The following is a 20351-nucleotide window of genomic DNA, read 5'->3' on the forward strand; positions in this document are numbered from 1 at the left end:
CAAGCCGCCGCCCTGCCGGCCGATCAGTCAGGCCGTGAAACCCACGGTGCCGCTCCCCCTGCCGGGCACTCAGCTCGTGCACGTCGGCCGGCAGCCGATCTTCGACAAGACCGGCGACGTCGTCGCCTACGAGTTGCTGTTCCGCGGCAGCATGGACGCCGTCGAGGCCGGCCGCCGCGACACGTACGCCACCAGCCAGGTCATCGTCAACACGTTCACCGAGTTCGGCATCGACGAGGTCGTCGGCGACCGGACCTGCTTCATCAACCTGACCCGCGAGTTCCTCACCGGTGAGCTGGTGCTGCCCTTCGGCCCGGAACACGTGGTGCTGGAGGTGCTGGAGACCGTCACGGTGGACGACGAGGTCATCGCCGGGGTCGCCAACCTGGTCACCCAGGGCTACCGGATCGCCCTCGACGACTTCGTCTACGGCTCCGGGCACGAGCGGCTGCTGCCGCTGGCCTCGTACGTCAAGCTCGATCTGCTGCAGGGCGACCTCACCCACCTCGACGTGATCGTGGCGGCCTGCCGGGCGTACCCGGGCATCCAGATCGTCGCCGAGGGCCTGGAGACGACCGAGCACCTCGCGCTGAGCAACCGCTACGGCTTCGAGCTGCGCCAGGGGTACGTGCTGAGCCGCCCGCAGGTCCTCACCGCCACCTCGCTGACCCCGTCGCGGCTGCGCCGGCTGGAACTGCTCGGCGCGCTCACCGCGGCCGACACCGACCTCGAGCGCATCCTGTCGATCATCGCGGGCGACCCGGCGCTGACCATCCGGGTGCTGCGGGCCAGCAACTCCGCCGCGGTCGGGGCCACCACCAAGATCTCTTCGGTACGGCAGGCCGTGGTCATGCTCGGGGTCGCGCACATCCGGCAGTGGGCCATGCTCATGGTGGTCGACGATGTGGCCGAGGCGACCGAGGTGCAGATGGCCGAGGCGCTGACCCGGGCCCGGCTCTGCGAGAACGTGGCCGGTGCCTTCGGGGCCGCCTCGGACGCCGCGTTCATGGCCGGCCTGATCACCTCCGTGGCGGCCATGCTCGGCCTGTCCTCCGCCGCCATGGCCCACCAGCTGCCGCTGAGCGCCGACATCGCGTCCGCCCTGGAACGGGGGGCCGGGCCGCTGGGTCAGGTGCTGCGGGTGGTGAACGCCTACGAGCGCGGGGACCTGGCCGAGGTGGCCGTGACGTACGTCGGCGACGACCTGACCGGCACCGTGATGGACGCGATGCGCTGGTCGCGGATGGCCGTCCAGGCCACCCAGACCGCCGCGTAGGTCCCCGGCCGGGGGCATTGCCCATTTCCTATCGCGAAGCTAGGCTTTTGGCGCCGTCTCGCCCGTGTGAAGGAGAGGGTCATGCCGAAGTTGTCGCCTGCCACCCGCCTGGCCGGTCCGGTCGACACCGCGACCTTCGGCGAGTACCGGATACCCGACACCCCCGGGCCGCTGCTGCGCTTCACCGGCCGGATCACGGCCGACGGCGAGTTCACCGCCCGCCCCTTCCGCTATCACGTGTACGGCGGCTGGTTCTGTCCGTGGTCCCACCGGGTCGCGATCACCCGCGCCCTGGCCGGCCTCGAGGACATCGTCACCATGTCCTTCGTCGACGGCGCCCGCGACGGGCGCGGCTGGGCGTTCCGCGAGCAGTACGGCCCCGACCCGGTCAACGGCTTCACCCTGCTGCGTCAGGCCTACGAGGCCACCGAGGAAGGTTTCGACGGCCACGTCAGCGTCCCCGCGCTGTGGGACCGGGCCCGGTCCCGGCTGGTCAGCAACGACACGCACGGCATCGGCATCGACCTGGCGACCCGGTTCCGGCACCTGGCCGACCCGCTGGTGGAGACGTACCCGCCGCGGCTGCGGGAGCGCATCGAGGAGCTGGACCGCTGGCTCGGCCCCGCGGTCAACCACGGCGTCGGCGCGGCCGGGCAGCCCGGGCCGGCCCGCGAGGCGTTGCTGGAGGCGTTCGAGCAGCTCGACGGGCGGCTGGCCCGGTCGCGCTACCTGCTCGGCGACGACCTGACCGAGGCCGACATCCGGCTCTGGGTGACGCTGGTGCGCTACGACGTGGGCGCCAACGCCTTCCGCGCGATCAACCCGGGCCTGCACGTGTATCCGCACCTGTGGTCGTACGCCCGCGCGCTCTACCGGATCCCCGCGTTCCGCGACACCACCGACTTCGCGGCGTTCGCCCGTACCGGCGCGCCCCTGCCCGACTGGGACGCGCCGGTCGACCGCTAGCGCACCTCGCTGAGCCGGGCGGTGAGGAACGCGCGCTCGACGTCGTTGTCGGTCAGGGCCAGCGCCTCCTCGTACGCCCCGGCGGCCTCGGCCCGGCGGCCCAGCCGGCGCAGGAAATCGGCCCGGGTCGCGCTCAGATAGCCGTAGGTGGCCAGGGCGGGCTCCGCCAGCAGCGGCGCCAGCGCGTCCAGGCCGGCCTGCGGACCGTCGCGCTGCCCGAGCGCGACCGCCCGGTTCAGGTCGACCACCGGCGAGGGCCACAGCTCGCGCAACACGTCGTAGAGCCCGACGATCTCCGTGAAGTCCGTGTCCGCCCAGGTCGGGGCCTCGCTGTGGACGGCGGCGATGGCGGCCTGCACCGCGTACCGGGTCGGCGGCCCGACCCGCAGCGCCTCGCCCAGCAGGGCCGCACCCTCGGCGATCTGGGCCCGGTCCCACCGGCTGCGGTCCTGATCGGCCAGCAGGACCAGCCGCCCGTCGGCCGAGACCCGGGTGTCGCGCCGGGCGTCGGTGAGCAGTTCCAGCGCCAGCAGGCCGGCGACGTCGGCGCGCCCGGGCAGCAGCCGGTGCAGGGTCCGGGTCAGGTCCAGGGCGGCGTGCACGAGGTCGCGGCGGGCCAGCACCACCCCGATCGGCGCGGTGTGGCCGGTGGTGAAGACCAGGTGCAGCACCGCCAGCACGGCGTCGAGCCGTTCGCCCAGCTCGTCCGGCCCCGGCACCCGGTACGGGATCCGGGCCGCGGCGATCTTCTTCTTGGCCCGGGTGATCCGGGCCGCCATGGTCGCGTGCTGCACCAGGAACGCCCGCGCCACCTCGGCGGTGGACAGCCCGCACAGCAAGCGCAGAGTCAGCGCCACCTGGGCGTCGCTCGCCAGCGCCGGATGGCAGCAGGTGAAGATGAGCCGCAGGAGGTCGTCCTCGGCCGGGCCGGCCACCGGTTCCTCCATCACCAGCAACGGCAGGGTCCGGCGCAGCACGGACGCACGCCGCAACGCGTCCAGCGCCCGGTTGCGGGCGACGGTGGTGAGCCAGGCTCCGGGCCGCTCGGGGATCCCCTGGGCGGCCCAGCTGCTCAGGGCGTGGGTGTAGGCGTCCTGGGTGCATTCCTCGGCGAGGTCCAGGTCGCGGGTGACACGCACCGTCGCGGCGAGCACCCGGGCCCACTCGCGACGGTGCGCGTCCGCGACGGCCTCGCGGACGCCCTCGGGGATCAGTTGTGCTCCCGGATCGGCCGGATCTCCACCCCGCTGTGGCTCGCGGACACCTCCGGCAGCAGGCCGGCCAGGGCGATCGCCGCGTCGAGGTCGGCCGCCTCGAGCACGTAGAAGCCGCCGAGCACCTCCTTGCTCTCCAGGAACGGCCCGTCGGTGACCGTCGGCCGCTCCGCCGCCCCCTGCCGCAGGCTGGTCGCCGTGCCGGGCGGCATCAGCTCCTGCCCGCCGAGCACCGCGGCCCCGGCGGCGGCCGCGAACCGCTGGTGGCCGGCCTCGATCCGGGCCCGTTCCTGCGGCCCGGTGTTCGCCCATTCCTGCTCGTCGCCGTAGATCAGCACCAGGTACTTCGCCATGTCGGTCATCCGTTCGCGCGGGACCCTGTGCGGGCCCGGTCACCACTGCGACGTTTCAGCCGGCCGCGAATCGACAACCCGGCCCGGCTGTTCCGCAGTCATGCTGCCACTTAGCATCGTGCGGTGCGCTTCCCGCTTGCCCTCGCCCTGATCGTGACCTGCGCCTTCACTCTGGCCGGCTGCACGGGCGACACTCCGCCCGCACCGCCGGCTCCCGTGGCGGCTTCCGCGCCGGCGTCACCTTCGGCTGCCCCGGCAGCCACCGCTGCTCCGACACCCTCATCCGCCGCGCCGACCCGGAAGCCACCACGGCCATTGCCCAGCCCGGGCAATCCTGAGGGAGACGCCGCGGTGCCGGCCGCGGCGAGGGCGGAGGACACCCGCAAGCCCGACCGGGTCGTCGGCCGGGGCACGCCCGCGAGCTGCACGTCGGCCGCCGTGGTCGCGGCCGTCGCGGCCGGCGGCGTGATCACCTTCGACTGCGGGCCGGCGCCGGTGACGATCACCATGAAGGCCACCGCCAAGGTCCGCAACGACCACGGCCCGGCCGTCGTCCTCGACGGCGGTGGCCGGGTGACGCTCAGCGGTGGCGGCAAGCGGCGCATCCTCTACCAGCACACCTGCGACGAGGCCCAGCGCTTCACCACCTCGCACTGCCAGGACCAGGCCACACCCCGGCTCACCGTGCAGAACCTGACCTTCTCCGGCGGTGACGCCACCGGCGAGACCGCCGAGGGCGGCGGCGGGGGCGCGATCTTCGTCCGCGGCGGCCGGCTGAAGGTGGTCAACTCCCGCTTCACGGCCAACCGCTGCGACGGTACGGGCCAGGACCTGGGCGGCGCGGCGATCCGCGTGCTCTCCCAGTCGCAGCCGGTGTACGTCGTGCACAGCACCTTCACCGGCGGCCGCTGCTCCAACGGTGGCGCGCTGAGCAGCATCGGCGTCTCGTGGACCGTGCTGAACAGCGTGTTCACCGGCAACAAGGCGATCGGCCGGGGCGCCAACCCGGCCCGCGGCGGCACCCCGGGCGGTGGCTCGGGCGGGGCGATCTACACCGACGGCAACGCGTTCGCCGTCACCGTCCGGGACACCGTGATCCGCGACAACCACGCCAACGAGGGTGGCGGTGCGATCTTCTTCGTCAGCAACGACCGCACCGGCACCCTCACGCTCACCGGCTCGGCCCTGCGCGGCAACCGCAGTGCGGGCTTCGAGACCAGCGGGCAGCCGGGAATCTTCTTCCTCGGCGCGAAACTGAGCCGCTAGTTGCCGTACCAGCGCAGCAGCGCCGCGCCCACCGACATGCCGCCGCCGAAGCCGGCCAGCAGGACCAGCTCGCCGTCGTGCAGCTCGCCCGCCCGGGCGGCGGTGTCGAGCGCGATCGCCGCGGACGCGCTGCCGGTGTTGCCGTAGCGGTCCAGGACCAGATGGGTACGGGCGTCGCCCAGCCCGGCCGCCTCGACGAGCTCGCCGATCATCATGCCGTTGGCCTGGTGCGGCACGAAGTGGTCGACGTCGCCGGGCGTGACACCGGCCCGCTTGAGCAGGTCGGCCAGCACCGGCGGCACCCCGGCCAGCACGAAGTCGCGCACCCCGCGGCCGTTCATCCGGAAGTAGTGGTCGCCGTCGGCCACGGTCTCGGCGGACGCGGGCAGCCGGCTGCCCCCGGCCTTGACGTGGATGAGCTCGTGCGCGTCGCCACGGGTGATCAGCTCGACGTCGACCATGCCGTACGGCGCCGGCACGGCACCGACCACGGCGGCCCCCGCACCGTCGCCGAACAGGATGGCGGTGCGCCGGTCGCCGAAGTCGAGAATCCGGGAGTAGATGTCGGCCGCGACCACCAGGACGACCGCCTCGGGCCGGGTGGCGACGAGGCTGTCGGCCAGAGCCAGGCCGAAGACGAAACCGGCGCAGACGACATTGATGTCGAAAGCGGCCGCCCGGTGCGCGCCGATGGCGTGCTGCACGAGCGAGGCGGTGGGCGGCTGCGGCGAGTCACCGGTCGACGTGGAGACGATCAGGTAGTCGATCCGGTCGGCGGCGATGCCGGCCCGGGTGAGCGCCGCGAGCGCGGCCTTGGTGGCCAGGTCGGAGGTCGCCTCGTCGGGGCCGGCGAAGCGGCGGGCCTCGATCAGGGTGCGGTGGGAGATCCACTCCGGTGTGGTGTCGGCCACCCGCTCCATCAGAGCCTCGTTGGTGACCTCGTGCTCGGGCAGGTAGGAACCCGTGCCCAGGATGCCGATTCGCGCTACCGGTTGCATGTCCCCGCTTATCGGCGCGGCGGCGACCCGGTTGAGGATCGGCCGGGCGGTTTTCTGAGCCGGGGGCGGCCCCGCCGGGGCGCGCGGTCCGGCGATCACCAGTGATAATCATGACTGTGACGAATTGGGAGTACGCACGACTCGAGTACCGGGCGGCCGGCACCTTCGGGGCCGACAAGTTCATGGACTGGACGGCCACCTTCCACCACCCGGGTGGGACGCTGCGCTGGGGCACCGACGAGCGTTTCGACGACCTGCGTCACCTCAACCGGGCCGGGGCGGCGGGCTGGCAGGCGTACGACCGGGCCGCCATCCACGTGATCAACGAGCCGCACCGGCTGCACGGGGTCACCTACTCGATGCGGCGCCCGATCCCGTAGGCCTACAGGCTGCACCAGCAGTAGAGGTGCTGGCCGGTGTCGCGGGCGCGCCGGGCCAGGCCGGCGATCTCCTCGATCACGGGCACCAGTTGCCCGGGCGGCAACGGGCCCGGCGAGGCCAGCTCCTCGATGCGCCCCCACTGCGCCGACAGCTCCGGCATCTGCGCCGTCGTGACCGCGGCGAGCGTGTCCCGGACCGTGTCCTGGATGGACATCAGCCAGGGTCCCTCGTCGCCGCCGCTCCAGATCAGCTCGGTGCCGACCAGCCCGGCGCTCCACGGGACACCGGCGGCGAGGGCCACGAGCTGCCCGAGGATGACGTGGGGCTCGATGCCCTTCAGGTCGATCGCGTCGACCGGGCCGCCGCCGGCCACCGCGGCGGGACCGCCGTCGGTCTGCTCCATCACGCCGATCGCCGCCGCGTCGTCGGCGGCGCGGAAGTAGTCACACAGAACGCCCATGCCCGGAAGCTGACCACACCGGTACGACACTTCCGGCGCCCGGAGGTACGCGGCCGCCACCGCGTACCTCCCTCGGCCGGGCGGGTCAGCTGCTGAACACCTCGAACTCCGCGGCCACCACGTTGGCGGCGGCGGGTGCGGCGGTCGCGCAGTCGCTGGCGCTGCGCGGGTCGTTCTCCTGCTCGCCGGCGTACAGCGGGTTGCCCGTGCACTGGTTGGTCAGGACCCGCAGCTTCACGTGGGTCGCGAGCGTCGGGCGGACCGGGAACGACTTGATGAGCAGGTTCGGCACCTTCGGCCGGAACGAGCCGGTGTCGAAGGCGTTGGCCGGGCTGGTGTACGCCACCTTGTAGCCGGCGTCGGTGGCACAGTCCGCACCCGCGGTCGCGTTGCAGGTGAGGATCTCGAACTGGCGCACCGTGCTGTACATCGACGCGGTCGTGGCGCCCGGTCCCGGGAAGGTGCTCAGCTGCACCCGGGAGACCAGCTTGGCCGCGTCGGCCGGCAGATCGACGGTGACCTGACGGCCCGCCGCCCCACCGGTGGCGGACCAGGCGGCGCCCTCGGCGTCGTCGGTGAGCCGGCCCAGATTAGTGCCGTCGCCGGTGATCGTCGCGCCGGACGTGGCCGAGGCCAGGTTGGCCGGCATGACCACGCCGACCGTCGCGGTGACACCCGGGTAGACGGTCTGGGTGAACCGCTTGTGGCCGAAGCCCGCCCCGATGGCGAGGAACTTGTACGTGCCCGGGGCCAGCGTGACCGTGGCCGGCAGCTCGGTGGCCGGGTCGGTGTCGGCGATCGGCGTCGTGCCGAACTCGTGGTCGCCGACGTAGAGCCGGACCGGCTTGCCCGCCGCCTCGCCCAGTGCCTTGAACGTCACCTCGACGTTGTCGGCGTACGGCGACGCGAAGCTGGGCACCGGATCGGTGTCCGACGGGCCGCTGGACGCGCCGGCGCCCAGGCCCCGGGCGGAGAACGCGTTCCACAGCAGGTCGGCGTTCGCCCCGTCGAAGCGCAGCGCGTCGGCGGTGATCATGTTGTCGCGCATGTCGAGCATGCTGATCGCGCCGGTCGCCGCGAGCAGGTACGAGTCGAACACCAGCTGCGCCCAGCGCCGGTTGCCCGGGCACTCGGTCGCCGGCGTCGCCCCGGACGCGCAGCTCTCCTGCAGGGCGCGGGTGCCCGAGCCGTACCGGGCGACGAAGGCGCGCCGCACGTCGAAGTTCGTGGCGCTCCAGATCTCGCCGTCGGCGTGCACGGCCGCGCCGCGGTCGTAGCCGTAGTTCGAGTAGTTGAGCGGGCTGTTGCTCATGTCGTAGTTGCGGATGCCCGTGCTCACGTCCCCGGTCACGTACGCGCCGGTGACGTACGGCGTGTTCCCCCGCGGGGTGTAGCCGCTCTCGAACAGGTACTCCATCGCCAGCAGGTCGGACCAGCTCTCGCCCATCGCCCCGCCCTGGCTGGAGCTGATGCCGCTGTCCGGCCCGGCGATCATCCGGTTGCTGATGGCGTGGGTGTACTCGTGCCCGATCACCGTCATGTCGAAGTCACCGTCGACACAGGGCGGGTACGCGCTGCCCGCGAACGGCTGCCACATGTACATGTTCGTGGTCGGTTGCATACCGTCCGGCGGGGTCGCCTGGTTGGCGTTGTTGCGCGTGGTCGCCGTGGCCGCACCCTGCTGGGCGTTGCCACGTTCGGCGTCGGCGCCCTTGCCGTACGGCAGCACGTTGGTCTTCTGCAGGTTCCAGGTGGCCTCGGTGAAGCCGAGCCGGTACGACCAGTCGTGCATCCGGTTGTGCATGGCGAACAGGTTGGCGGTGGCCGCGTCGGCGTCGGCCTGCTCCGGCGAGGTCAGCGCGTTCGGGTCGCACTTGCTGGTGTTCCACTGGTTGGTGAACGGGTAGACGTACTCGCGGTCGGGCCGGGTGGCGGCGGGCACCGCCGGCGCCCCGTTGCCCCACAGCCGCACCGATTCGGCGGAGTTGCCGCTGCTGGTGAAGGTGGGCGTGCCGGTGGCCGGGTCGACGTCCCAGGGCTTGCCGGTGGCCGGGTCGAGCACCTGACGGGCGCAGCCGGGCGCGGTCGTCGCGCACCACGTCTGCCGGGTGTCGGTGCCGGCCGCGGTCGGCGTGGCCGGGAAGACCTTCCAATGCGCGTCGTCCTCGGCGAAGTTGACCAGGTTCTCCCGGAGCAGCACCTTGCCATCGCGGGCGTCGATGTAGGTCGTGTAGCCCAGCGGGTGGTCGGCGTCCTTGCTCAGCACGACCACCTCGTACGCCGTGCGCGGGGCGGCGCCGGGCATCGGCACCGCGACCTGGCGGACCCGGGAGTCGGCGAGCTCGTCGCGGGCGATCCCGGCGTCGGCCAGCGCGGCGGCCAGCGCGGCGTCGGGCTTGAGCGTCGCGGCGGCCGGCTCGGCGGTCTGCGGGCTCAGCGACGAGGTGACCCGCAGGACGTCGCCACCCTTGACCGCCACGGCCACCAGGCCGTCGTGGGCGGCGGCCAGCTTGCCGTAGCGCTGGCGCATCAGCACGACCGTGCCCTCGCCGACCTTGGTCTGGGCGAGGGTGTCCAGGTCGTCGACGGCGGCGCTGCGCAACGAGAACAGCCCCACGCTGTTCTTCAGGAAGGCCCGCGCGACCGCCTCGGCGTCACCCTTGAGCCCACCGGCGAGCTTGCCCTTGGCCGGGGTGACCGAGGCCGGCGTGCCGAGCTTGTTCCAGCGGGTGACGAGGTTGTCGTCGCGGACCAGGGAGCGCTGGCCCGCGGTGGGCGCGGCGGTGCCGCCGCGGTTGTCGACGAAGTCGTAGTCGTGGTCGGGGTGCTCGCCGGTCAGCGGCGTGGCCGCGGCCGGCTGCGGGTCGGCGGGTGCCGCGGTGGCGCCGATGGGCGCGGCGGCGATGATCGTGGTCGCGGCGAGGATTCCGGCGACGGCGGACCGTCTGCGTAAACGCACGCATGCCTCCTGGGATCGGCCTGGAGGATCTCTCCAGACGATCGAGACACTACGCGTGCATAGACGTCGATAGATGAACGAATTGTTTCAACCATGACGTCGGCTCTCGACTGCCACGCCGGGGGAAGGTTACGTTGTCCCGGGGGGTCGCCGATGACCACGCTTGACGTACTCGCCGCCCGGCTGCGCGCCGAGCTGGGCGCGGACCGGATCGTGAACGACCGGCAGCAGCTGCGGACCTACGAGTGCGACGGGCTGGCCCACTACAAGGTCATCCCCGGCCTGGTGGTGCTGCCCCGCGACGCCGCCGAGTGCGCCCGTACGGTCCGGGCCTGCGTCGAGGCGGGGGTGCCGTTCGTGGCTCGCGGCTCCGGCACCGGGCTCTCCGGCGGCGCCCTGCCGCACGCCGAGGGCGTGCTGATCGTGACGTCCAAGATGCGCGCGATCGTCGAGGTCGCCCCGGACGACGAACGCGCGGTGGTCGAGCCCGGCGTGATCAACCTGCACGTCACCAAGGCAGCCACCCCGCACGGCTACTACTACGCCCCGGACCCGTCCAGCCAGCAGATCTGCTCGATCGGCGGCAACGTGGCGGAAAACTCGGGCGGCGCGCACTGCCTCAAGTACGGCTTCACCACCAACCACGTCACCGGCGCCCAGGTGGTCACCCCCGACGGCGAGCTGGTCGAGCTCGGCGGGCGCGCGCCGGACACCCCGGGCTACGACCTGCTCGGCGCGTTCGTCGGCTCGGAGGGGACGCTGGGCATCGCCACCCGGGTCACCGTCCGGCTGACCCGGCTGCCCGAGTCCGTGCGTACCCTGCTCGCCGCTTTTCCCTCCACCGACCAGGCCGGCGCCGCGACCTCGGCGATCATCGCCGCCGGGGTGGTCCCGGCGGCGGTCGAGATGATGGACGCGCTGGCCATCGAGGCCGCCGAGGCGGCCGTCGCCTGCGGCTACCCGGCCGGCGCGGGCGCGGTGCTGATCGTCGAGCTGGACGGCCCCGCCGCCGAGGTCGACGCGCAGTTCGACCAGGTCACCGCGCTGTGCGAGGCGAACGGTGCCTTCGAGCTGCGGATCGCCGCCGACCCGGCCGAGCGCGCGCTGTTCTGGAAGGGCCGCAAGTCGGCGTTCGCCGCGGTCGGCCGGATCAGCCCGGACTACATCGTGCAGGACGGGGTGATCCCGCGGACCGCGCTGCCCGAGGTGCTGCACCGCATCGGCGAGGTGGCGCACGAGCACGGCGTACGGGTCGCCAACGTCTTCCACGCCGGCGACGGCAACCTGCACCCGCTCGTGCTCTTCGACGACGCCGTGCCGGGCGAGGCCGACCGGGCCGAGGAGGTCTCCGGCGCGATCATCGACCTGTGCATCGAGTACGGCGGCTCGATCACCGGCGAGCACGGCGTCGGCATGGACAAGGCCAAGTACATGCCGCGGATGTTCACCGACGACGACCTGGAGACCATGCACCTGCTGCGGTGCGCGTTCGACCCGGCCGGGCTGGCCAACCCCGGCAAGATCTTCCCGACGCCCCGGCTCTGCGGCGAGGTGCCCCGGCGGCACCGGGCCGGCGAGCCGACCCCGGCGGAGCTGTTCTGATGGCGCTCTGGAGCGACGCGACGGACACGGACACGGTGGCCGGTGTGCCGGCTCGGTTCGTCGCCGCCCCGGCCAGCACCGAGGAGGCCGCCGCCGTCCTGCACGAGGCCGCGCGCGACGACCTGGCGGTGGTCGTGCGCGGCGGCGGCACGAAGCTGGACTGGGGCATGCCGCCGCGCCGGCTCGACCTGATCGTCGACACCCGGCGGCTGACCGGGGTGGTCGAGCACGCCGCCGGCGACCTGATCGTGGTGCTGCGGGCCGGAACCCCGCTCGACGGGCTGGACCTGGCCGGCCAGCAGCTGGCCCTGGACTCCCCGGTGCCCGGCGCCACCGTCGGCGGCGCTGTCGCGACCGCCACCAGCGGCCCCCGGCGCCTGCTCTACGGCACGGCCCGCGACCTGCTGATCGGCATGACGGTGGTCCGGCCCGACGGCCGGGTCGCGCACGCGGGCGGCAAGGTCGTCAAGAACGTCGCGGGGTACGACCTGGGCAAGCTGCTCACCGGCTCGTACGGCACCCTCGGCCTGATCACCGAGTGCGCGTTCCGGCTGCACCCGCGACCTCCCGTCTCGGCGCTGGTGCTGCGGACGGCCCCGGCGGAGGAGGTCGGTGCGCTGCTCGCCGCCGTCCGGGCCGCGCAGGTGGTCCCCTCGGCCGTGGAGATCGACGCGCCGGCCGCCGGCCCGCTCACCCTGGCTGTGCTGGTGGAAGGCACCGCTGCCGGCGTCCGCGACCGTGCCGCCCGGCTGGAGAAGGTGCTCGGCGGTCAGGCCACCGACGAGTTGCCGTCCTGGTGGGGACGCTATCCGTGGGACCAGGCCGGGATGAAGCTCACCGTGCCGCTGTCGCACGTACCGGACCTGCTCTCCGCCGGGGTGGCGGTCCGCGGCTCGGCCGGCACCGGCGTGCTCTACGCCGACGTGCCGGTGGAGTCGGCGCCGACCGTGGTCGAGCGGCTGCGCGCGACCGCTGTCCGCGCGGGCGGGCACGCCGTGGTGCTCACCGCGCCGCAGCCCGTCCGGGAGCTGGTGGACATGTGGGGACCGGTGGCCGGCCTGGCCCTGATGCGCCGGGTCAAGGACCGGTTCGACCCGGGGCACCGGTTCGCACCGGGACGCTTCGTGGGAGGCATCTGATGGTCGACGCGACCTGGGGCACCGGAGAAGCACCACGCGACGTGCTCGGCCCGGTCGCCGGCGAACCGGCCTTCGACGAGCACCGGCCGCCCCGGCGGGAGCTGGTGGACGACTGCGTGCACTGCGGCTTCTGCCTGACCACCTGCCCGACGTACGTGCTGTGGGGCGAGGAGATGGACTCGCCGCGCGGACGGATCTACCTGATGAAGCAGGGCCTGGACGGCGAGCCGATGAGCGACGCCATGATCCAGCACGTGGACGCCTGCCTGGGCTGCATGGCGTGCGTGACGGCGTGCCCGTCCGGCGTGCGCTACGACCGGCTGATCGAGGACACCCGGGCGCAGGTGGAACGGCGGCACCACCGGCCGCCGCGGCAACGGTTGCTGCGGGAGGCGATCTTCGCGCTGTTCCCGTACCCGCGGCGGTTGCGGTTGTTGCGGGTGCCGTTGCGGGCGTACCAGGCCACCGGCCTGCAGCGGCTGGTCGCCCGCAGCGGCCTGCTGCCACGGCTGGCGCCCACGCTGGCCACCCTGGAGTCGCTGGCGCCGCCGCTGACCCGGGTGCCCCGGCCACCCCGCCGGATCCGGGCCCGCGGCCCGCGCCGCGCGGTGGTCGGTGTGCTGACCGGCTGCGTGCAGGGCGCGTTCTTCCCGGACGTGAACGCGGCGACGATCCGGGTGCTGGCCGCCGAGGGCTGCGACGTGGTCGTGCCCCCGGCACAGGGTTGTTGCGGGGCGCTGAGCGTGCACAACGGGCGCGACGAGCAGGCGCAGGGCTTCGCGCGCCGGCTCATCGACCGCTTCGAGCGGGCCGGCGTCGAGCGGGTGGTGGTGAACGCGGCCGGCTGCGGCTCGTCGATGAAGGAGTACGCCGACCTGCTGCGCGACGACCCCCGGTACGCCGAACGGGCAGCGACGTTCGCGGCGAAGGTCCGGGACCTGTCGGAGATGCTGGTGGAGCTGGGCCCGGTGGCCCACCGGCATCCGCTGCCGGTGACCGTCGCCTACCACGACGCCTGCCACCTCGCCCACGCCCAGGGCGTCCGGGCGCAGCCCCGGGCGCTGCTCGACGGCATTCCCGGGCTCGAGGTCCGGGAGATCGCCGACCCGGAGATCTGCTGCGGCTCGGCCGGGATCTGGAACGTGCTCAACCCGGGCCCGGCGGCCGAGCTGGGCGACCGCAAGGCCCGCGACGTGCTCGCCACCGGAGCGTCGTTGCTGGTCACGGCCAACCCGGGGTGTCTGATGCAGGTCGCGGCGTCGGTGCAGCGTCTCGGCGGCCAGATCGCACTGGCCCACACCGCCCGGGTCCTGGACGCCTCGATCCGCGGCCTGCCGGTGTCGGCGCTGCTTCAGCCGGCCAGCTCGTCCAGGTAGGCGTCCAGCTCGGCCGCCGCCGCCGGCGGGCTCAGGTGCCCGGCCAGGACGTGCACCGTCAGGCCGTCGACCACGGCGTGCAGCCGGCGGGCGGCCGACTCGGCCCCGGTGGGGACCAGTTGCCTCATCAGGTGCAGGCACAGCTCGTACATCGCGGTGAAGTGCAGGCGCTGGACCTCGGCCAGGGCCGGGTCGCCCAGGCCCAGGGTCAGGAACGCGAACATGATCGACGCCTCGGTGTGCCGTTCGGCGTCCAGCGGCATGGTCTGGGCCAGCACGGCACCGACCTGCTCACGCCGGGTGCCCGGCGGGTCGAGCCGGCGGATGCGGTCGCTCGCCCGGGCGATGACCAGCTCGCAGGCGAACGCGAGCAGCTCGTCCCGGGTGGCGAAGTAGTGCCGCAGCGCGCCCGAGGACCAGCCCGACTCGGCCGCCACCGTGCGGATGGAGACCTCGGCGACGCCGTCACGGGCGATGACCCGCCACACCGCCTCGGCGAGCTCGCGGCGGCGTTCGGTGTGATCCACGACTTTCGGCACTCGATCATTATCGCACGAGTGTGTTATCAAGGAAGCAACACAGTCGTGTGACAACGGGGAGGACGTCATGATCGCGCTGATCGTCGCGTGCGAGATCGGGTTCTGGGTGCTGCTCGGGGCCGGGCTGGCCGCCCGGTATCTGCTGCGCGCCCGCCGGCTGAGCACCGCCCTGCTGGTCGCCGTACCGCTGGTCGACGTGGTGCTGCTCGCGGCCACCGCCGTCGATCTGCGGCGCGGCGCCGAGGCCGGCTTCGAGCACGGCCTCGCCGCCGTCTACATCGGCGTCTCGCTGGCCTTCGGCCACCAGCTCACCAGCTGGGCCGACCAGCGGTTCGCCCACCGGTTCGCGGGTGGGCCCGCACCGGTACGCCCACCGCGTACCGGGCGGGCCCACGCCGCCCGCGAGCGCCGGCAGTGGCTGCGGCACTTGCTGGCCTTCGCCGTCGCCGCCACCGTGCTCGCTGTCCTCACCCTCCTCGTCGGTGACCTGAGCCGGACCGTTCCCCTGTGGGCCGTCATGGCGCCCTGGTCCGTGGCTCTGGTCATCGACTTCATCGTGGCCTTCAGCTACACCCTGTCGCCCCGTTCCTGAGCGTCATGGCTGGGTGATGGTCGGCCGGGGCGGAGTCGCCATGTTCGCCCCGATGAAGAAGCTGGGGTGCGGGGGCTGGTTGTAGGCGGTGTTCTGCCAGGCGAGCGCCAACCGGTACTGCGCGTCCTGGAGCAGGGTGGTGATCCGGCGGTCCGTGGCCGTGGGGGTGGCGTAGATCCGCAGCGCGGTGTTGTCCGCGGTCGGCCAGATCACCTCCTCCCGCCAGTCACCGAACAGGTCGCCGGAGAGCGACGGTGTCGACTTGGTGCCGTTGTTGGAGTGCACGTTCGCCGCCGTCAGCAGCCGGGTGTCGCCCGAGGTGCCGTACTTGTCGATGTGCGTGCCGTCCAGCAGCTCCCGGACCGGGTCGCCGTCCCACCAGGCCAGGAAGTTCGTCGAGCCCGGCTTGCGGGTGGTCACGACCGATCCGGTCGGGCCGCGGACGCCGTCGGCGGCCGACGACCAGGACTCCGCCCCGGCACTGCCGGACCAGATGTCGGCGGAGACGCCGCGGCCGTTGTCGCCGTTGGCCGGGGTGGACCACAACACCTGACCGGTACGGGCGTCGGCCATCCACGACGACGGCTTGCTGGCGTCCTCGTCGACCTTGAACACCTCGAGGCCGGCCCGCGCCGGGTTCAGGTCACCGACGTGCAGCGCGTCGCCGTGACCGTGGCCGGTGTTCCACAGCTTGGCCCCGTTGTCGTCGATGGCCAGCGAGCCGTAGACGATCTCGTCGCGGCCGTCGGCGTCCACGTCGGCCACCGCCAGCTGGTGGTTGCCCTGCCCGGCGGTGCCCGCGTTGGTGGAGCTGTTGCTGTCGAAGGTCCAGCGCCGGGTCAGCGTGCCGTTGCGGAAGTCCCAGGCCACCACCACGGTCCGGGTGTAGTACCCGCGGGCCATGATCAGGCTGGGCCGCTGGCCGTCGAGGTACGCCGTGCCGGCCAGGAACCGGTCGACGCGGTTGCCGTACGAGTCGCCCCAGGAGGAGACCGTGCCGCGGGGCGGCACGTAGTCGACCGTGGACAGCGCGGCCCCGGTGCGGCCGTCGAACATGGTCAGGAACTCCGGCCCGGCCAGCACGTAGCCGCTGGAGTTGCGGTGGTCCGCCGAGGCGTTGCCGATCACCTGACCGGTGCCGGAGACGGTGGCGTCGGCGGTCTTCATGGCCACCTCGGCGTCGCCGTCACCGTCGTAGTCGTAGACCTGGAACTGGGTGTAGTGCGCGCCCGCCCGGATGTTGCGGCCCAGGTTGATGCGCCACAGCCGGGTCCCGTTGAGCCGGTACGCGTCGACGTAGACCGGGTCGGTGACGCCGGACTGCGAGTTGTCCTTGGCGTTCAGCGGGTCCCACTTGAGCACGATCTCGAGCTGGCCGTCACCGTCGAGGTCGCCGACACTGGCGTCGTTGGCCGCGTACGCGGAGCCGTTCGGGTTCTGGATGGGCACGTCGAGGTAACCGTTGGCGAAGTTGAGCGCGGCACCCGAGGCGGCCTGCTCGACTCCACCGACCACGGCCCGCACGGTGTACGCCGCCCCGGCCGCGGCGCCCGCGTCGAGGTAGTTGGTCGAGGCGGTGATCGGGGTGGCGTTGACCTTGGTGGTGCCCCGGTAGACGTTGAAGCCCACGTCGGCCGGGTCCGCGGCGAGCCACCGCCAGCTGACCAGGTTGCCGCTGCCGGAGCGGACGCTGATCAGTCCGCGGTCCAGGCGCTCCATCTGCCGCCCGCCGGCGTTGGCCGGCGGCGGTGAGGTCGGCGGGGGCGAGGCGGGCGGGGGCGTGCTCGCCGGAGGCGTGCCGGCCGGCGTCGTCGGCGGGGTCGTGGTGGTGCCGCCGGTGCACGCGACGCCGTTGAGGGTGAACGCCGCCGGGTTCGTGTTGGCGCCGGTGAAGGCACCGTTGAAGCCGAACGAGGCGCTCGCGCCGGTGGCGATGGCCGCGTTGTAGCCCGCGTCGCGCACGCTGACCGCGGCCCCGGACTGGGTGACGGTGCCGCCCCACAGCTGGGTGACCGTCTGGCCGGACGGGAAGCTCCAGCCCAGCGTCCACCCGGTCACCGGGTCGCCCAGGTTGGTCACCTCGACGGCGGCGCCGAAGCCGCCCTGCCAGGTGTTGGTCACCGCGTAGGTGACCTGGCAGCCGGCCGCCGCCGAGGCGTTGACGGCCGTGAGCAACGCGGCGCCGAGCGCCACGACCCCCAGGCCGGCGAACTTGGTGATGGTGCGCATGTGATCCCCTCGCAGTGACGCCCGTCGATTGGGAGCGCTCCCAACCTTGCCGTCGGGAAATGCTCCCGTCAAGCCCTGGAAATTTATTTGAAATTAACTTTCGTAAATCTGTGCCCTATTGCTGGGAGCGCTCCCATGTCAGAATGCCGGGTATTCCTTACGCGGTTCAGCCTCCGCGCCTCTCCCCGGGAGGAATGATGAGCGGAACCCGCCTGACGGTGCCGGCCACGGTGCCGGGACGGCTCGCGGCGACAGCCGTGCTCACCGCCCGACCGGCCGCTGCGGCAGCCGGTCGCCGCAGCGCCCACACAGGCACGAACACCTGGCCGGGCGGCTTCGGCGCGCCCGTCACCGGCCCGGGCCGGAGCTTCCGGTCCGGCCGGACCGGCACCCCGTTGTGGAGCGGCGTGGTCAGCCGATCCGGCGCCGCGGTCTGCGTGTGCGACGCCGGATACAACGCGGGCATCGCGACCGGGGCATCGGTTTCAATCGGTTTCAATGGCGCACTGACCGGTGGCGACACCTCGCCATCGGCATTGCCACCGAACGGCGTCGCCCGCACCGGTGGAGTGGGCACGCCACCGTCCACTTCCGATTCCCGCCCGGCCGCCACCCCGATCGTCGGCCACCACATCGGCGCGCCGGACCGGCACGCCGGCTCGCAGCTCACCGCGATCAACCCCGTGCCGGCCTTCCGGGCCCGGTACGCCAGCCCGTACGTCGTCACCCGCGACGAAGTCCCCAACCTGAGGTGAATGTGATGTCGACGAGAAAACTCCTGGTCGCACTGGTCGCGGCGGCCGCCGTACCGATCGGGCTGCTGGCCGCGCCGGCCTCCGCTGCCGCGGGCTGCCAGGTCACCTACGCGGTGACCAGCCAGTGGCAGGGCGGCTTCGGCGCATCCGTGGCCGTGAAGAATCTGGGCGACCCGGTGACCGGGTGGACGCTGGGCTGGAGCTTCCCATCCGGCCAGACCGTCACCCAGCTGTGGAACGGCGAGGTCAGCCAGTCCGGGGCCGCGGTGACCGTCCGCAACGCCGGCTACAACGGCTCCCTGGCCACCGGCGCGTCCACGTCGTTCGGCTTCAACGGCTCCTGGACCGGCAGCAACGCGGTGCCGGCCGGCTTCACGCTCAACGGGGTCGCCTGCACCGGTGGAGTCACCACCCCGCCCACCACGCCGGCCCCGTCGACCCCGCCGCCGTCCACCACTCCGCCGCCCACGACCCCGCCGCCCACGACCCCGCCCCCGGCGGGTGGTGTGGTCAAGGTGATGGCGCTGGGCGACTCGATCACCGGGTCGCCGGGCTGCTGGCGGGCGCTGCTGTGGCAGCGGTTGCAGCAGGCCGGGCGGGCCTCCTCGGTGGACTTCGTCGGGACCCTGCCGGGGCAGGGCTGCGGCTTCGCCTACGACGGTGAGAACGAGGGCCACGGCGGCTTCCTCGCCACCAACGTCGCCGACCAGAACCAGCTGCCGGGCTGGCTGTCGGCCACCGACCCGGACGTCGTGATGATGCACTTCGGGACCAACGACGTGTGGAGCAACCGCTCCCCCGCCACGATCCTCGCGGCGTTCACCAAGCTGGTCGGCCAGATGCGCGCGTCCAACCCGGCGATGAAGATCCTGGTGGCGCAGATCCTGCCGATGACGCCCAGCAACTGCGCCGAGTGCACCCAGCGGGTGATCGACTTCAACGCGGCGATCCCGGCCTGGGCAGCAGCGACCAGCACGGCGGCCTCGCCGGTCACGGTGGTCGACCAGTGGACCGGCTTCAACACGGCGACCGACACCCCGGACGGCGTGCACCCAAACGACAGCGGCAACCGCAAGATCGCCGACCGCTGGTACCCGGCCCTGCTGGCGGCCATCTCGTAGCCGGCCCGAGATGTGGCCCGGCCCGCCACCGGGGCCGGGCCCCGAAGCGGCGGCCCCGGACCGGGCGGAGGTCCGGGGCCGCTCGGCGGTCACTCGCCGGGCACGGCCATCTCGCCCAGCTCCGACCAGTCGTCCTGCTCGACCGTCTGGCTGACGATCTTCGGGGTCGCGGCCAGGTGCGGCGGCAGGTCGTGCTGGGCCTGCTTGAAGTGGGCCGACCCCACGTGCGCCGCCCCCGCCTCGCCGTCGCGGAAGGCCTCCACCAGCACGTACTCAGCGGGGTTGTCGAGGCTGCGGGACCAGTCGAACCACAGGCAGCCGGGCTCGGCGCGGGTCGCGGCGGTGAACGCGGCCGCGATCTCCGGCCAGTTGTCGGCGTCCTCCGGCTTGATCAGGAACTTCGCGGTAATGAAGATCATCGGTGCCTGCCTCTCGTGCGTGCTCGCCGTGCCACCACGTACCCGGTCCATCTAACTCCGCGCGGCCCGCGGGGACCGCGGCGACAGGCACGTGCAGATGGTGACAAGGGGTCGCGCTGCGCCGGACCCGGCTCTTGACAGTGCGACGCGGGCGCGCGGAAGCTACGGATCTGACTTCGCCACAGCCACGGGACACTGAGCATGGACATCGGGCGGGCCGGGCAGGTCACGCAGATCGTGCTGATTCTGCTGTCGCCGACACTGATCTTCGGCGCGGTCATCTACCTGCCCCGGGCAGCGCGCGCAGTGTGGCACCGGGTGCACCCGGAGCCGGATCCGGGCCCGCTGGCCCCGCCGATCGAACAGGTCGTGGCGAACCTGCACCGCCTTCTGCACCAGCACGACGCGCTGCTGCACTCCCCTGACGTGGCGCTGCGAGCGCGGCGCCTCAAGGCGCTCGAGGCCGCCATCACGGACAGCGCTCTGGAGGCGGCCCGCGCGCTCGACGTCCCGGCACCGGACGCCCCGGGCCGGGCCGGGCTGCGACCCGCCACGCTCAGCCGGCTGCTGCGGGAGCTGGCCGCCGCCGGGCTGGTGCTGCCGCGCGGTGTCGAGCTGGTCGACGGCGACCGGCTGAGCTGAGCTGCCCGGCCGGGGCGGTGGCGGGCCCGGGCGTTTGCGAGGATGACAGCCGGAGCAGCGGTCC

General features: G+C 72.9%; 19 protein-coding genes. 11 read left to right on the plus strand and 8 right to left on the minus strand.

What is annotated here, in order from left to right; all coding sequences use genetic code 11:
- Positions 1 to 46 precede the first annotated feature (46 nt).
- Entirely contained in the window at positions 47 to 1276 is a 1230-nt protein-coding gene (locus ACWEOZ_RS04225; protein ID WP_451909311.1) for an EAL and HDOD domain-containing protein, read from the plus strand.
- 81 nt (positions 1277 to 1357) lie between these two features.
- Positions 1358 to 2242 (plus strand): glutathione S-transferase C-terminal domain-containing protein, encoded by an 885-nt coding sequence (locus ACWEOZ_RS04230; protein WP_451909312.1) that lies wholly within the window; start codon positions 1358 to 1360, stop codon positions 2240 to 2242.
- Here the strand turns inward: ACWEOZ_RS04230 and ACWEOZ_RS04235 are convergent.
- Both ACWEOZ_RS04235 and ACWEOZ_RS04240 read right to left on the minus strand, forming a co-directional pair.
- Positions 2239 to 3396 carry an RNA polymerase sigma factor gene (locus tag ACWEOZ_RS04235; RefSeq protein WP_451909313.1) on the minus strand — a complete coding sequence of 386 codons (1158 nt, stop codon included), beginning with the start codon at positions 3394 to 3396 and terminating at the stop codon, positions 2239 to 2241. The genes ACWEOZ_RS04230 and ACWEOZ_RS04235 overlap by 4 nt on opposite strands.
- A 56-nt stretch (positions 3397 to 3452) precedes the next feature.
- Positions 3453 to 3809, minus strand: coding sequence for a YciI family protein (locus ACWEOZ_RS04240; protein ID WP_451909314.1), 357 nt, complete (start codon positions 3807 to 3809; stop codon positions 3453 to 3455).
- A gap of 123 nt (positions 3810 to 3932) precedes the next feature.
- Here ACWEOZ_RS04240 and ACWEOZ_RS04245 point away from each other — a divergent pair, with 123 nt between their 5' ends.
- Positions 3933 to 5075, plus strand: coding sequence for a hypothetical protein (locus ACWEOZ_RS04245; protein WP_451909315.1), 1143 nt, complete (start codon positions 3933 to 3935; stop codon positions 5073 to 5075).
- Here the strand turns inward: ACWEOZ_RS04245 and ACWEOZ_RS04250 are convergent.
- Positions 5072 to 6073: a 3-oxoacyl-ACP synthase III family protein gene (locus ACWEOZ_RS04250; RefSeq protein ID WP_451909316.1), complete on the minus strand. Its 1002-nt coding sequence runs from the start codon at positions 6071 to 6073 to the stop codon at positions 5072 to 5074. The two genes, ACWEOZ_RS04245 and ACWEOZ_RS04250, sit on opposite strands and share 4 nt — an antisense overlap.
- A gap of 110 nt (positions 6074 to 6183) precedes the next feature.
- Here ACWEOZ_RS04250 and ACWEOZ_RS04255 point away from each other — a divergent pair, with 110 nt between their 5' ends.
- Entirely contained in the window at positions 6184 to 6453 is a 270-nt protein-coding gene (locus tag ACWEOZ_RS04255; RefSeq protein ID WP_239130450.1) for a hypothetical protein, read from the plus strand.
- Between the two features lie 2 nt (positions 6454 to 6455).
- Here the strand turns inward: ACWEOZ_RS04255 and ACWEOZ_RS04260 are convergent, their stop codons facing one another.
- Complete coding sequence (locus tag ACWEOZ_RS04260; protein ID WP_451909317.1) at positions 6456 to 6914, minus strand: hypothetical protein; 459 nt, start codon at positions 6912 to 6914, stop codon at positions 6456 to 6458.
- Between the two features lie 85 nt (positions 6915 to 6999).
- Positions 7000 to 9873: a M36 family metallopeptidase gene (locus ACWEOZ_RS04265; protein ID WP_451909318.1), complete on the minus strand. Its 2874-nt coding sequence runs from the start codon at positions 9871 to 9873 to the stop codon at positions 7000 to 7002.
- A 153-nt stretch (positions 9874 to 10026) separates the two neighbouring features.
- Between ACWEOZ_RS04265 and ACWEOZ_RS04270 the strand changes: the two genes are divergently transcribed.
- From ACWEOZ_RS04270 to ACWEOZ_RS04280, 3 genes are read left to right on the plus strand one after another with little or no spacing between them, the layout of a single operon-like run.
- A complete protein-coding gene (locus tag ACWEOZ_RS04270; protein ID WP_451909319.1) occupies positions 10027 to 11475 on the plus strand; it encodes an FAD-linked oxidase C-terminal domain-containing protein in 1449 nt (482 codons plus the stop codon).
- Positions 11475 to 12614, plus strand: coding sequence for an FAD-binding oxidoreductase (locus ACWEOZ_RS04275; protein WP_451909320.1), 1140 nt, complete (start codon positions 11475 to 11477; stop codon positions 12612 to 12614). The genes ACWEOZ_RS04270 and ACWEOZ_RS04275 overlap by 1 nt, the downstream gene beginning before the upstream one ends.
- Complete coding sequence (locus ACWEOZ_RS04280; protein WP_451909321.1) at positions 12614 to 13990, plus strand: (Fe-S)-binding protein; 1377 nt, start codon at positions 12614 to 12616, stop codon at positions 13988 to 13990. Before ACWEOZ_RS04275 ends, ACWEOZ_RS04280 begins: the two co-directional genes overlap by 1 nt.
- On the opposite strand, the gene ACWEOZ_RS04285 is transcribed toward ACWEOZ_RS04280, so the two are convergent.
- Positions 13966 to 14529, minus strand: a complete 564-nt coding sequence (locus ACWEOZ_RS04285) for a TetR/AcrR family transcriptional regulator (protein WP_451909322.1) — start codon at positions 14527 to 14529, stop codon at positions 13966 to 13968. The two genes, ACWEOZ_RS04280 and ACWEOZ_RS04285, sit on opposite strands and share 25 nt — an antisense overlap.
- A gap of 67 nt (positions 14530 to 14596) precedes the next feature.
- Between ACWEOZ_RS04285 and ACWEOZ_RS04290 the strand changes: the two genes are divergently transcribed.
- A complete protein-coding gene (locus ACWEOZ_RS04290; RefSeq protein WP_451909323.1) occupies positions 14597 to 15121 on the plus strand; it encodes a hypothetical protein in 525 nt (174 codons plus the stop codon).
- 3 nt (positions 15122 to 15124) lie between these two features.
- Here the strand turns inward: ACWEOZ_RS04290 and ACWEOZ_RS04295 are convergent, their stop codons facing one another.
- Positions 15125 to 17350 carry a rhamnogalacturonan lyase family protein gene (locus ACWEOZ_RS04295; RefSeq protein ID WP_451909324.1) on the minus strand — a complete coding sequence of 742 codons (2226 nt, stop codon included), beginning with the start codon at positions 17348 to 17350 and terminating at the stop codon, positions 15125 to 15127.
- A 197-nt stretch (positions 17351 to 17547) separates the two neighbouring features.
- On the opposite strand from ACWEOZ_RS04295, the gene ACWEOZ_RS04300 reads away from it, so the two are divergent.
- Together ACWEOZ_RS04300 and ACWEOZ_RS04305 are read left to right on the plus strand one after the other, a co-directional pair.
- Positions 17548 to 18105: a cellulose binding domain-containing protein gene (locus tag ACWEOZ_RS04300; protein ID WP_451909325.1), complete on the plus strand. Its 558-nt coding sequence runs from the start codon at positions 17548 to 17550 to the stop codon at positions 18103 to 18105.
- 5 nt (positions 18106 to 18110) lie between these two features.
- On the plus strand, positions 18111 to 19226 hold the full coding sequence (locus tag ACWEOZ_RS04305; RefSeq protein WP_451909326.1) for a cellulose binding domain-containing protein: 1116 nt from the start codon (positions 18111 to 18113) through the stop codon (positions 19224 to 19226).
- Positions 19227 to 19315: 89 nt separating this feature from the next.
- On the opposite strand, the gene ACWEOZ_RS04310 is transcribed toward ACWEOZ_RS04305, so the two are convergent.
- Complete coding sequence (locus tag ACWEOZ_RS04310; RefSeq protein WP_451909327.1) at positions 19316 to 19645, minus strand: putative quinol monooxygenase; 330 nt, start codon at positions 19643 to 19645, stop codon at positions 19316 to 19318.
- Positions 19646 to 19846: 201 nt separating this feature from the next.
- Between ACWEOZ_RS04310 and ACWEOZ_RS04315 the strand changes: the two genes are divergently transcribed.
- The gene (locus tag ACWEOZ_RS04315) at positions 19847 to 20287 is read left to right on the plus strand and encodes a helix-turn-helix domain-containing protein (protein ID WP_451909328.1); all 441 of its coding nucleotides are present in this window, start codon (positions 19847 to 19849) and stop codon (positions 20285 to 20287) included.
- Positions 20288 to 20351: the final 64 nt, after the last annotated feature.

It is taken from the genome of Actinoplanes sp. NPDC004185 (assembly GCF_053603475.1).